The 12,658-nt window shown below is 39.1% G+C and carries 12 protein-coding genes; 7 read left to right on the forward strand and 5 right to left on the reverse strand.

Annotated features, from left to right (window positions below; genetic code table 11):
- Positions 1-39 precede the first annotated feature (39 nt).
- The 5 genes from F564_RS0100455 to F564_RS18465 all read right to left on the reverse strand — a co-directional run bounded on the left by F564_RS0100455 (position 40) and on the right by F564_RS18465 (position 5,395).
- Positions 40-993 (reverse strand): Rossmann-fold NAD(P)-binding domain-containing protein, encoded by a 954-nt coding sequence (locus tag F564_RS0100455; protein ID WP_028120856.1) that lies wholly within the window; start codon positions 991-993, stop codon positions 40-42.
- Between the two features lie 127 nt (positions 994-1,120).
- Positions 1,121-2,284 (reverse strand): aspartate aminotransferase family protein, encoded by a 1,164-nt coding sequence (locus tag F564_RS0100460; protein ID WP_028120857.1) that lies wholly within the window; start codon positions 2,282-2,284, stop codon positions 1,121-1,123.
- Between the two features lie 127 nt (positions 2,285-2,411).
- Positions 2,412-3,377, reverse strand: a complete 966-nt coding sequence (gene argC / locus F564_RS0100465) for an N-acetyl-gamma-glutamyl-phosphate reductase (protein ID WP_028120858.1) — start codon at positions 3,375-3,377, stop codon at positions 2,412-2,414.
- A gap of 253 nt (positions 3,378-3,630) precedes the next feature.
- On the reverse strand, positions 3,631-4,824 hold the full coding sequence (locus tag F564_RS0100470) for an argininosuccinate synthase (RefSeq protein WP_028120859.1): 1,194 nt from the start codon (positions 4,822-4,824) through the stop codon (positions 3,631-3,633).
- A complete protein-coding gene (locus tag F564_RS18465; RefSeq protein ID WP_051259507.1) occupies positions 4,817-5,395 on the reverse strand; it encodes a GNAT family N-acetyltransferase in 579 nt (192 codons plus the stop codon). The genes F564_RS0100470 and F564_RS18465 overlap by 8 nt, the downstream gene beginning before the upstream one ends.
- Before the next feature lie 160 nt (positions 5,396-5,555).
- Between F564_RS18465 and F564_RS0100480 the strand changes: the two genes are divergently transcribed.
- The 7 genes from F564_RS0100480 (at position 5,556) to F564_RS0100510 (ending at position 12,656) form a co-directional block, all read left to right on the forward strand.
- A complete protein-coding gene (locus tag F564_RS0100480) occupies positions 5,556-5,972 on the forward strand; it encodes an IS1/IS1595 family N-terminal zinc-binding domain-containing protein (RefSeq protein ID WP_028120860.1) in 417 nt (138 codons plus the stop codon).
- Positions 5,973-6,097: 125 nt separating this feature from the next.
- The gene (locus F564_RS0100485; protein ID WP_028120861.1) at positions 6,098-7,477 is read left to right on the forward strand and encodes a hypothetical protein; all 1,380 of its coding nucleotides are present in this window, start codon (positions 6,098-6,100) and stop codon (positions 7,475-7,477) included.
- A gap of 27 nt (positions 7,478-7,504) precedes the next feature.
- Complete coding sequence (locus tag F564_RS0100490; protein ID WP_028120862.1) at positions 7,505-9,085, forward strand: MFS transporter; 1,581 nt, start codon at positions 7,505-7,507, stop codon at positions 9,083-9,085.
- Positions 9,086-9,120: 35 nt separating this feature from the next.
- Positions 9,121-9,348, forward strand: a complete 228-nt coding sequence (locus tag F564_RS0100495) for a DUF6814 family protein (protein WP_028120863.1) — start codon at positions 9,121-9,123, stop codon at positions 9,346-9,348.
- A 77-nt stretch (positions 9,349-9,425) separates the two neighbouring features.
- Positions 9,426-9,620 (forward strand): hypothetical protein, encoded by a 195-nt coding sequence (locus F564_RS0100500; protein ID WP_028120864.1) that lies wholly within the window; start codon positions 9,426-9,428, stop codon positions 9,618-9,620.
- Positions 9,613-12,297, forward strand: coding sequence for an ATP-binding protein (locus tag F564_RS0100505; RefSeq protein ID WP_028120865.1), 2,685 nt, complete (start codon positions 9,613-9,615; stop codon positions 12,295-12,297). Before F564_RS0100500 ends, F564_RS0100505 begins: the two co-directional genes overlap by 8 nt.
- A complete protein-coding gene (locus F564_RS0100510; RefSeq protein WP_028120866.1) occupies positions 12,294-12,656 on the forward strand; it encodes a response regulator transcription factor in 363 nt (120 codons plus the stop codon). The genes F564_RS0100505 and F564_RS0100510 overlap by 4 nt, the downstream gene beginning before the upstream one ends.
- Positions 12,657-12,658 lie beyond the last annotated feature (2 nt).

Here is a 12,658-nt window from a genome sequence, read left to right on the forward strand (position 1 = left end):
CAAAGATGTAATACTCATCAAAGACTTAAACCTTATCTGTTATTTTAATTCATCCAATATTTCAGAAAACACTGCTTGCGCAGAGAATATTCTGTTTCTGGCTTGTTGATAAATGATTGAATTTTCTCCGTCCATCACTTCATCTCTCAGTTCCAGATTTCTACGCACGGGAAGGCAATGCATCACTTTCGCTTCATTCGTCAATTCTAATTTTTCATTGGTCAACATCCAGTTTTCTTGAACTTTCGGCATTGCTGTATAATCTTCAAACGATGACCAGTTTTTCACATAAATGAAATCTGCATCTTTCAATGCTTCATCCTGATTGTGAATTACTTTCGTGTCTTTTGTGAAATTCTTATCCAAATCGTAACCTTCCGGATTGGCAATCACAAAATCAACGTCCATTTGCTGCATCCATTCTGTAAAGGAGTTTCCGACGGCCTGCGCAATCGGTTTGATGTGAGGTGCCCACGTCAAAACCACTTTGGGTTTTCTATTGTCTTTCCAATGTTCTTTAATCGTGATGCAATCGGCCAGACTCTGCAGTGGATGACGCGTCGCGGATTCCAAAGAGACCACCGGAACTTTTGCGTGTTTCAGAAACTGACTCAGGATACTTTCGTTCACGTCGTCTTCTTTGCTTTTCATTCCTGCGAAACATCTTACGGCGATGATATTACAATACTGGTTCAGAACTTCGATGGCGTCTTTGATATGTTCTACTGTGTCGCCGTTCATCACGGTTCCATCAGCGAATTCCAGATTCCAGGCTTCTTGAGCGGCGTTGAGCGTTAGGACATTTAATCCTAAATTCTGAGCCGCAATTTGGGAACTCAATCTGGTTCTGAGACTGGAATTGAGGAACACCAAACCAATCGTTTTTCCTTTGCCTTTGCTTGGATTTTCTAATGGATTTTCTTTTATTTTTAAGGCTTTTGCAATGATGTCCTGCAAATTTTCTATATCGTAAACTGAAGTGAAATTTTTCATTTCTTAATTGTTTTGAACGCAAAGGCGCCATTATTTTTTTATTATTCGACATTTTAAGTCGCAAATCTCACCGCACAATGTTGGCGACTTTTCAGCAGTGAGATTACTACTCTTTTGTGCCTTTGCGTTATTTTAATTCTAATATTTTCTCATCAATGGCTGTCAAGGTTTTTTCTAAAGCATTGATGAACAAATCGGATTCTTTTTCCGAAATATTGAGTGCCGGTAAAATCCGCAGAACAGTATTATCATTGGCATTTCCAGTGAAAATAAAATGTTCAAACAGCAATTCTTTCCTAACATCTGCGCACGCTTGGTCGAGCTTTATTCCAATCATCAGACCGCGCCTTTTGATGTTTTTGATGTGTGGGAAATCTTTAATTTTCTCTTCAATGTATGCGCCTATTTTTTCAGAATTGTTAATTAAATTTTCTTTTTCAATCACTTCCAAAACCGCCAATCCAGCCACGCAAGCGAGATGATTGCCACCAAATGTAGTTCCCAACAGACCATAACTCGATTCGAATTTCGGACTGATCAAAACGCCACCAATCGGGAAACCATTTCCCATTCCTTTCGCAACGGTAATCAAGTCAGGTTTGATGTCGAATTCCTGATGGGCAAAGAACTTCCCGGAACGTCCGTAACCAGACTGCACCTCGTCCAAAATCAAAACCGCATTATCTTCTTTGCAAAGTTTTTCAACCGTTAAAATGAAATCTTTTTCCAACAGATTAATGCCGCCAACACCTTGAATCCCTTCTACGATTACTGCAGAGATTTCGTTCTGATTTTCGGCAAAAATATTTTCCAGTTCTTCCGAATTATTGAATTCACATTTGATAAAATTCTCAGATTCGTTGACTGGCGCGACGATTTTCGCATTATCTGTCACAGCAACAGCGGCGGAAGTACGTCCGTGGAAAGCTTCGGAGAAATAAATCACTTTCTTCTTCCCGTTGTGAAAAGAAGCCAACTTTAAAGCATTTTCATTGGCTTCAGCTCCGGAGTTACACAAGAACAATGAATACTCTTCGTAACCTGATATTTTTCCTAATTTCTCAGCCAGTTCTGTCTGCAAATGATTCTGAACCGAATTAGAATAAAAGCTGATTTTATCCAGTTGATTTTTCAATTTATCAACATAATACGGATGGTTGTGACCGATGGAAATCACAGCGTGACCACCGTAAAAATCGAGGTATTTTTGGCCGTTTTCATCCCAAAGGAAAGAAGCTTCAGCTTTTACAGGATTGATGTTGAAAAGTGGATATACGTTTAATAAATTCATAATTTTTATAAATGCTAATCGATAAATGATTATTGATAAATTTTAAAAAATGCTTCGACTACGCTTAGCGTGACAGCTCTAATACTAAACGTTGTCAGTCTGAGGCTCTCGAAGACTCTTAATTTATTTAAAATGCAATTGGTTTTAAATTCAAACCTAAATTTTGTTCCCAGCCGTTGGCGATATTCATATTTTGAACAGCTTGTCCGGATGCGCCTTTCAATAAGTTATCGATTGCGGAATGAACTGCTATTCTGTTGCCTTGTTTTTCGATTTGGATGACGCAGAAATTGGTATTCACAACTTGTTTCATATCAATCGGTTTCTCTGAAATTCTTACGAAAGGCGAGTCTTTGTAGAAGTCTTTATATAAGGCGTAAATTTTTTCTAATTCTAAATCACAATCAATAATTGAACTTGTGAAAATACCTCTTGCAAAATCACCGCGCCACGGCACAAAGTTGAGTTCTACTTCTTTCTCGTTAAGCCAATTGACTTGTTTCAAAATCTCGTCAACGTGCTGATGGTTCAGCGTTTTATAAGCTGAAACATTATCATTTCGCCAAGTGAAATGGGTTGTTGGCTGCAATGATTGGCCTGCTCCAGTGGAGCCCGTAATTCCCGTTGTGTAAATATCTTTAAGCAAATTTTCTTTTGCTAACGGCAATAACGCGAGCTGAATAGCAGTCGCAAAACATCCTGGATTGGCGATACTTTTCGAATTCTGGATGTCATCAAAATAAATTTCCGGCAAACCGTAAACAAAATTTCTATTTTCAAAATTGCCGTCGAGACGGAAATCATTTCCTAAATCGATAATTAAAGTACCATCTGAAACTGGATTCTCATTCAGCCAGTTTTGACTTTCTTTGTGTGGAAGGCAAAGGAAAAGAATGTCCGTTTCTGAAATTTCGTTCGTCAAAACCAACTCACAAATCGATTCCAAATCCGGATATAATTCTGAAATTTTCACTCCGGAATTGGAACGGCTGAACAAAAACTTCAATTCTATATTCGGGTGGAATACAAGCAAACGAACGAGTTCGCTTCCTGTGTAGCCATTGGCTCCGATGATTCCGACTGATTTTTTCATATCTTAAACGCAAAGGTTATTTATTATTATTGAAAATATTTTAAGTTAGCAAAGACGCTTACGCTTCAAAAGCTAACTTAAATATTGGATTACTCGCAGCCCGGCTTGAACGGAAATCCTTTTTTGCTTGTACTCAAGTTCTATTTAAACTGAAATAGTCTTGCAAAAAAGATTGGGAGTGGAAGACGGAAAAGCTGCCATAATAAAATATGTAAATAGCTTTCGACCTAGTCAAATAGCTGCCCAAAATATTCTAATTCAATTTGTTGACCTGATGATAGATGTTGAGCGAGTTGCTAAGGATTTTGGTAAAACCTTTGACATCACCGCCACTCCAAGCGAGGTTTTCTTCGCCGTAACTTCCAAATTTTGAAGACATTAAATCATTTTCAGACACGATCCCGTTCAAAACAAAACGATAAGGATGAAGTGTGACAAATACTTTCCCATTGACTGTTTTCTGAGAATCCTGCAAAAATGATTCGATGTTTCTCATCACTGGGTCTAGGAAAAGAGCCTCGTGAAGCCAGTTCCCATACCAATCTGACAATTGCGATTTGATGGTTTGTTGATATTTCGAAAGTGTGTGCTTCTCTAATAAATGATGTGCTTTTATAATGATGGAAGCAGCCGCTGCTTCGAAACCAACACGACCTTTGATGCCAACAATCGTATCGCCAACGTGGATATCACGACCAATCCCGTAAGGTGACGCCAATTCTTCAATTTTTTGAATTGCGAAAACTGGATGCGAAAACGTCTCGCCATTAACGGAACTTAGTTCGCCATTTTTGAATTCGATTTCTAATTGAGAAACCTCACTTTTTTCGACTTGTGAAGGAAAAGCATCTTCCGGAAGATTATATCGCGAAGTCAAGGTTTCTTTTCCGCCGACGGAAGTTCCCCACAGTCCTTTGTTGATCGAATATTTGGCTTTATCAAAATCCATTTCGTAGTTGTGGTCTTTCAGGAATTGAATCTCGTCTTCACGCGATAAACTCAAATCCCGAATGGGTGTGACGATTTCGATCTTCGGACACATCACGTTGAAAATCAAATCGAAACGAACCTGGTCATTTCCTGCACCTGTGCTTCCGTGCGCAATGGCGTCTGCGCCAATGTCCTGAGCAACTTCTGCGATGGTCTGCGCCTGAATCGTTCTTTCTGCACTTACGGACAATGGATAAGTGTTGTTTTTCAGAACGTTACCGAAAATCAAATACTTAACACAGTCATTATAATATTTCTCAGAAGCATCAATAAATCTGTAAGAAGCAACGCCTAATTTCTCAGCTTTTTCTTTAAGCAAAACCGCATCATTATTATCAAAACCGCCTGTGTTGACAGTCACTGCGTGGACTTCGTAACCCAAAGTTTCACTTAGATATTTGGCGCAATAGGATGTGTCCAAACCTCCGCTAAATGCCAAAACTACTTTCTTACTCATTGTCGTTATTTATAGATTCAAAATCTTTTTCTTTATTCATATTTACTTTTTCTGGGACGAAAAGCATTGCGGTGCACAGGCAATTTTTACGTTCTTTCATCATCAGAATTTCATAATTCACGCAATTTTTGCAACCGTTCCAAAATTGTTCATCTTGGGTCAATTCTGAATAAATCACTGGTTTGTAACCTAAACTGCTGTTGATTTTCATCACGGCCATTCCTGTTGTGAGGCCGAAAATCTTGGCATTGGGATATTTCTCTCTGGAAAGTTCGAAGATTCTTTCTTTGATCAAAGTGGCTAATCCGGCGTTTCTGAAATGTGGCGAAACGATCAATCCGGAATTGGCGACATATTCTCCGTTTGTCCAGGTTTCAATATAACAGAAGCCCGCCCAGGTTCCGTTTTCGTGAATGGCGATCACCGCATTGCCTTCTGAGATTTTTTTGCTCAAATAGTCAGAGGAACGTTTTGCGATGCCAGTTCCTCTCTTTTTTGCAGAATCTTCCATTTCGCTACGGATCTCATCGACATACACTAAATGTTTCTCTGAGGAAACTTCTAAATTCATTGATATTATCTAATTAAGTCGCAAATTTAAATACAATTATCTTTAATATGCAAATTAAAAAGATAATTTTATCTGTTAAATAATCTTTAACAACAATATTATCTTTCAATCCATATTAAATATTGCTAAATTATTATATATTTGCTAAAAAGATATAGTGATGGAAAATCAATGTCCTAAATGCAACAATGATAAGGTTTCAAAAAGCGGTATCATCAAAGGAAAACAGCGATTTTTCTGTAAGATTTGCAACTATAATTTTACCGTTAAAAAATTGGGGAAACAAATTGATGATTATTATGTCACCAAGGCTTTACAACTTTATCTTGAAGGATTAAGCTACCGCGAAATCGAAAGAATTATTGGAGTTTCTCACGTCAGCATCAGTGCTTGGATCAGAAAATACAACATCACCAGACCGCCACATTCTGAGTTCCACCCGGTTTATAAAGTCTTAAAACAAAATGAATTGATAGAATACATCTCGCAGGAAAATAATCTTGAAAATTCTGGATTGATTATCACTCAGTTTGCTGACAAATATATGTTGATCAAATGGGAAAGGTTCAAGAAATAAATGATATCATTCATCAATTACAAATAAAACTATATGCTTTCCATTAATATATATTAAATTTTTGCAAACAAAATATTAATAACAATTTGGCATTCACAAAATACACACCAAATTCTTATTAATTTATGAATAAAATTCTCAGTTTTATAGGTTTAATACTTTTGAGCTTCAACTTATACTCGCAAGGATCGCCTAATTATGGAAATGGTTTAAAATTAAATCTCAATCCGGAAGGTGATAAGTATGTAAGATTTATTCTTTGGAACCAGATCTGGTTGAGAAATACGGAAATGAATCCGGGAACAATGATTGCTGATGAAGCTACAAAAAATTCCTGGAACATCGGAAACCGACGACTGCGAGCACTTGCTTATGCACAGATCACCAAACGGTATATGATACTGATGCACTTCGGAATCAATAATCAGACCTTCATCAACGGTGGTGGATCTGGTTCTAGCGGAACTGGCGGTTACGGAAACGGAAAAAAACCTCAGATTTTTTTCCACGATGCGTGGAATGAATATGCGGTAGTTTTGCCAGGAGAAGCTGGGAAATTCAGTTTATCAATTGGAGCCGGTCTTCATTATTATATGGGACTTTCCCGGATGACGATGGCTTCTACACTTAACTTCCTGACTGTTGATTCTCCAATTTTCACTTGGCCTTTGATTGACAATTCTGACCAGTTTGCCAGACAAATGGGAATGTTTGCGAAAGGAAAATATGGAAAATTCGAATACCGTTTTAGTTTGAATAAACCATTCGCAACCAATCTGATCCCAGTTAATGTAACAGATCCAGCCGCAAGAGTTGCCGTCGACAATAACGGAAATCCGAAATTCTCTAAAGCCGGCTATGTGGAATATCAATTCTTGGACTCGGAGTCTAATCTTTTGCCTTTCAAAGTTGGTTCTTATCTCGGAACCAAAAGGGTTTTCAATCTGGGTGCCGGTTTTTACCATCAAAAAGATGGAACACGAACTTCTGTCAATTCTCAAATCGAAAAACACGATATCGCACTTTATGCCATCGATGCTTTTGCTGATTTGCCTTTAGGAAATGCCAAAAATAAAATGGCACTTTCTGCTTACACAGGTTTTTACAACTACAACTTCGGACCCAATTATCTGAGAAACCTTGGAATAATGAATATTGGTTCCAACGACCCGAATTTCATCGGCGATAAAGCAATTGCTGGTCCTGGAAATCTTCAGCCGATGATTGGAAGTGGCACTATTTATTATTTGCAAGCCGGATTATTATTGCCAAGCAATGCTGATCAACCTAAAATCAGAATTCAGCCCTTTGCAGCTTACACAAATAAAAACTTCAAAGCGTTGGAAAATTCTTCTTCTCAGTTTGATGTTGGAGCCAACTGGTATATTGACGGCCATCACGCAAAACTGACGACGCAATACTCCACCAGACCAACTTATATGAGCGCATCCGCCGAGCAGAAATCTAAGGGAGAATTCATCCTTCAATTCCAAATCTATCTATAACCGTTTAACATCAAATATTAATACAAAATGAGCGACACACATCACGAACAGTACGAAAACCTGAGCGATAAGCAGAAAAACCGCACCATTTGGAGTGTGATTATGGCGTCGTCACTCGGAACCCTTATCGAATGGTATGACTTCTATATCTTCGGAAGTCTGGCCGTTGTTTTAGCGACGAAATTCTTCCCGGCTGATAATCCGACTGCAGCCTTTTTATCAACCCTAGCAACGTTTGCAGCAGGATTTGTTGTAAGACCTTTCGGTGCTTTATTCTTCGGAAGATTAGGCGACTTGATCGGTAGGAAATATACATTTCTGGTTACGCTTCTGATTATGGGATTCTCCACATTCCTCATCGGTTGTATTCCCAGTTATGAGACAATTGGTTTTATGGCACCAGTTTTAGTTTTAATCCTTAGACTTTTACAAGGCTTAGCGCTTGGTGGCGAATATGGCGGTGCAGCGACTTACGTTGCAGAATATGCGCAGCCTCACAGACGTGGTTACTGGACCTCCTGGATCCAGACAACGGCAACAGCTGGTTTATTCATTTCATTAATTGTTATCCTAATAACCAAGACTTCTCTTTCTGCTGAAGAATTTGACAATTGGGGATGGCGGGTACCTTTCTGGATATCGATTCTGATGGTGGTCGTCTCTTATTTCATCCGAAAGAATATGAAAGAATCTCCTCTTTTTGCAAAAGCTAAAAGCGAAGGAAAAACGTCTACCAATCCTTTGAAAGAAAGTTTCGGAAACAAGTTCAATTTCAAATTTGTATTGCTGGCACTTTTCGGAGCTGCGATGGGACAAGGTGTCATCTGGTACACGGGACAATTCTACGCAATGAGCTTTATGCAAAAAGTAATGACGATTGACACGACCCAAGTCGATACCTTGATGGCCATTGCGCTATTGCTAGGAACGCCATTCTTTGTATTTTTTGGCTGGCTCTCTGACAAAGTCGGACGAAAAGCGGTGATGATGACCGGAATGGTTATCGCCATATTTGCTTATAGACCTATTTATAGCGCGATGTTCAATTCTGTCGACACAAAAACCAAAGAGATCTCCACCAACGGCATTACAGAGAAAAGGACTTCGAAAGTTCACGCAAAAATTGCAACCGACAGTCTCATCACTTTCCACAAAGAAATCGCTTACACAGACGGAACATTATTCAAAAAAGACAGTATTGTACACTGGTCAGCAGGTGGCGCAGTGATGAAAGACGGAAAAGCTGAAGAACCGAAAGTCACATCATCTGTCAAGATCAATGATGATACAAAATGGTATCTTGTCTTTCTGGTTTTCATTCAGGTGATTTTTGTAACGATGGTTTACGGTCCAATTGCGGCCTTCCTCGTAGAGATGTTCCCTGTGAAAATCCGATACACTTCTATGTCTCTGCCATATCACATCGGGAACGGTATCTTCGGTGGATTACTGCCTGCTGTTGCAACTTATCTGGTGACGACCGGAAAAGATGCCGGGCACGAGGGATGGTATCTGGAAGGACTCTGGTATCCAATTGGTGTTGCGGCAGTGTGTCTCATCATCGGATTGTTCTATCTTAAGACGAAAAACAATAATATCCACGATTAATTCAAGAATTATTAATTAACTTTAAATCAAACAAAATGGACAGCATAAAAAAAATATTAGGCATCGTTTGGATATTACTGGCATTAGCCGTTCTATACTTTGGGCTGACGGTGATGGGAATTCCTAAACTGACATCCGGGAAACAGGAAGATTTGGTCTTCGGAATCATCATCGTTTTCATCCTTTTACCCATCGTTTGCGGTGGTCTTGGCATCTTCGGGTATTATGCCTTAAGCGGAGAATATTCTGACGAGAAAATTTAAACAAACACTCAATTATAATTTGATAATTGATGAATGACAGTGTTTGTTCATCAATTATCATTGATCAATCATCATTAATGAAAAAGCGACACGAACAAAAATTGATTATCCTGAGTTTTGCACTGATGGTCTTGTTCAGCGCGCCCATTATTCTCTTGTTCAACAGTGAAAGAGAGGTTTTCGGCTTGCCATTGCTTTTTGCTTACATGTTCAGCATCTGGTTTTTATCGATCGTGACTTCATTTATCATTTTCAAAAAATACGATGAGTAGTATTGCTTTATTTGTGGTAGTGATTGTCTATCTTGCCCTTCTTTTTTTGGTTGCCCACAGCGCAGAGAAAAAGAAGAGCAAGATATGGGTGAACAATCCTTATATCTATTCTTTGTCACTGGCTGTTTACTGTACCGCATGGACCTATTACGGAAGCATTGGTGTTGCAGTAAACGATGGACTGGATTATCTTCCGATCTATATTGGTCCTATCATCGTGATTCCTGCCTGGATTTATATTAATAAAAAAATCCTGAGAATATCCAGAGTGAATAAAGTAAGCAGTATTGCAGATTTTATATCATTGAGGTATGGAAACAGCCGCTCCTTCGGGGCCATCATCACCTTGGTCTGTATTTTCGGGATCATTCCTTACATTGGTTTGCAGATCAAAGCCATTTCGGAGACGTTTCATTTGGTGACGAATACGCCTATTTCACAAAATATTTTCACAGACAATGCGACTTTCGTCGTGGTTCTTTTGGCACTATTTTCTTCTTATTACGGAACGCGTTATGTTGATGCTTCTGAAAAAAGACTGGGCATTATCTCAGCAGTGGCTCTGGAAAGTTTCCTTAAACTGATTTTCATGATTGTCTTAGGCATTTTTGTTATATTTTTCGCATTTGACGGCTTTTCTGATATTTATGCGAAGGCAAGTCTTCTACCCGATTTTAAAGAGAAAAATACGTTTAACGGATTGGAAGGCAGCTTCAACTGGATGGTCCTTTGCCTGATCTCTGCCTCAGCTATTTTTCTTTTACCCAGACAATTCCACACCACGATTGTTGAGAACCGACAGGAGAAACATTTAAAAACAGCCATTTGGTTTTTCCCCCTTTATCTACTGATATTCAACCTATTTGTATTCCCGATTGCTTGGGGAGGACGGCTTATTTTTGAAGAACAAACCGTGAACCCCGAGTTTTACTCTATCTTAATTCCACAACATTTTGGCAATCAAATCATCACAGTTTTGGTCTTTCTTGGAGGGCTAAGTTCGTCCATTTCGATGGTGATTATTTCGAGTATTACATTATCGATTATGCTGTCAAACAACCTCATCATTCCGTACGGCTGGCTGGACAGACTAAAATCTGACAATGAAACAAAAAATACCAGAAGCATTATGAACATCCGGAAAGTCAGTATTTTTATACTGATCGTTACGGCCTTTGTTTTCTATAAATACTTTATTTTAAAGAACAGTTTATACTCCGTTGGCTTGATTTCGTTTGTCATTATTTCACAATTGGGACCCTCCTTTTTTGGCGCCATATTTTGGAGGCGAGGCAGCTATAAAGGCGCCGTGACCGGAATGATTGCTGGATTGATCATCTGCTATTTTGGGTTGATTATCCCGCAGTACTATTTCTCTTACAATCAGGAATTCAAAGGCTTTGTGAGAGAACTCTACAAATGGTTCAGCTTTTTCGACATCCCTTACCTGAGCAGTATTTCCGAGATTTTTTTCTGGTCCATTCTGCTCAACACCACTCTTTTCATAGTGATTTCATTAAGCCAAAAAGGCGATTACCGGGAACGGAACTTCGCCGAGATCTATGTTGATATTGATCAATATATTCAGAATCACGAGAATGCATTCATCTGGCGTGGAAAAGCTTACGTCTCCGACATCCAGAATATCCTGGTGAAATTTCTTGGAGAAAAGAAGACCGAACAGGCAATGCGGATTTTCAACCTCAAATATAACATCGATACAAGAACCGAAACAGCAGACGCAAGATTCATCAAATTCTCAGAAAACCTGTTATCCGGAAGAATAGGAACTGCTTCCGCCAAAATTTTGATTGAAGGCGTCACGCACGAAGACAAGATTTCTCTGAAAGAAGTTCTTGAAATCCTGGAAGAATCCAAAGAAAACATCAGTCTTAATAAAAAACTCACGGAGCAAAGCCGCGAATTACGTCAGCTTTCGGATGAATTGAGTTTTGCCAATGAGAACCTCATCTTCAAAGACAAGCAGAAAGATGATTTTCTGGATTCTGTGGCGCACGAGCTGAGAACACCAATCACCGCGATCCGTTCTGCTGGTGAAATTCTGGCGGACGATGATGATATCCCTTTAGAAATTAAGCGTGAATTCCTCAACAACATCATCACAGAATCTGACCGCCTGAATGAGATCATCAATGACATCCTATATCTGGACAAGCTGGAACACGGCGAGATTGCTTTGAACATCCATGAGAACAACATCACCTCTACCTACCAAAAGGCACTGAATCCGCTCAGCCACTTGATCCATCAGAAAAACATTCATTTGAATGAAGTTGATCTTTTGACCAATCACCTTTTTGAATACGACGAAGCCAGACTGATCCAGGTTTTCCAAAACATTCTCGGAAATGCCTTCAAGTTTACGGATGAACAGGGAACGATCCAAGCAAAATTTCAGGAAAAAGACAATCTACTGTTTATCAAGATCTTCAATACCGGAAAACAGATTCCGGACGATGATTTGAATCTAATCTTCGACAAGTTCTATCAATCCCGGAATCAAAATCTGAAAAAACCCTCCGGAAGTGGCCTTGGATTGGCAATCTGTAAAAAGATAATGGAAGCTCACAATGGCAGTATTGACGCAGAAAATAATGAGTTGGGCGTCACATTTACATTAGAACTACCCACAAATACAACAAAGCAACAACAATGAAAAAGATATTAATTGCAGATGACGAACACAAAATCCTGATGACTCTGGAATACAGTTTCAGGAAAATCGGGTATGAAGTTTTCATTGCAAGAGACGGCACAGAGGTCTTGGAACTACTGAAAACGACCACACCGGATGTCATTTTGCTCGACATTATGATGCCCAATCTGGATGGCTACAGCACGCTGAAGGAAATCAAAAAATCAGACCAAATGAGACATTCAAAAATCATTTTCCTGAGTGCCAAAACCAACCCAAAAGACATAGCAAAAGGTCTGGATCTGGGAGCTGACGCCTATGTTACAAAGCCCTATTCTATCAAAAAACTGATCCAACAGATTGAGCTAATGCTGGAGTAAAA

It is taken from the genome of Epilithonimonas tenax DSM 16811 (genome assembly GCF_000428485.1).
GTDB classification, from domain to species: Bacteria; Bacteroidota; Bacteroidia; order Flavobacteriales; family Weeksellaceae; genus Epilithonimonas; species Epilithonimonas tenax.

Excerpts from the sequence above, each read along its gene's own strand:
- F564_RS0100455 (WP_028120856.1), bottom strand. The coding sequence starts at position 993 with ATGAAAAATTTCACTTCAGTTTACGATATAGAAAATTTGCAGGACATC.
- F564_RS0100460 (WP_028120857.1), bottom strand. The coding sequence starts at position 2,284 with ATGAATTTATTAAACGTATATCCACTTTTCAACATCAATCCTGTAAAA.
- argC (WP_028120858.1), bottom strand. The coding sequence starts at position 3,377 with ATGAAAAAATCAGTCGGAATCATCGGAGCCAATGGCTACACAGGAAGC.
- F564_RS0100470 (WP_028120859.1), bottom strand. The coding sequence starts at position 4,824 with ATGAGTAAGAAAGTAGTTTTGGCATTTAGCGGAGGTTTGGACACATCC.
- F564_RS18465 (WP_051259507.1), bottom strand. The coding sequence starts at position 5,395 with ATGAATTTAGAAGTTTCCTCAGAGAAACATTTAGTGTATGTCGATGAG.
- F564_RS0100480 (WP_028120860.1), top strand. The coding sequence starts at position 5,556 with ATGGAAAATCAATGTCCTAAATGCAACAATGATAAGGTTTCAAAAAGC.
- F564_RS0100485 (WP_028120861.1), top strand. The coding sequence starts at position 6,098 with ATGAATAAAATTCTCAGTTTTATAGGTTTAATACTTTTGAGCTTCAAC.
- F564_RS0100490 (WP_028120862.1), top strand. The coding sequence starts at position 7,505 with ATGAGCGACACACATCACGAACAGTACGAAAACCTGAGCGATAAGCAG.
- F564_RS0100495 (WP_028120863.1), top strand. The coding sequence starts at position 9,121 with ATGGACAGCATAAAAAAAATATTAGGCATCGTTTGGATATTACTGGCA.
- F564_RS0100500 (WP_028120864.1), top strand. The coding sequence starts at position 9,426 with ATGAAAAAGCGACACGAACAAAAATTGATTATCCTGAGTTTTGCACTG.
- F564_RS0100505 (WP_028120865.1), top strand. The coding sequence starts at position 9,613 with ATGAGTAGTATTGCTTTATTTGTGGTAGTGATTGTCTATCTTGCCCTT.
- F564_RS0100510 (WP_028120866.1), top strand. The coding sequence starts at position 12,294 with ATGAAAAAGATATTAATTGCAGATGACGAACACAAAATCCTGATGACT.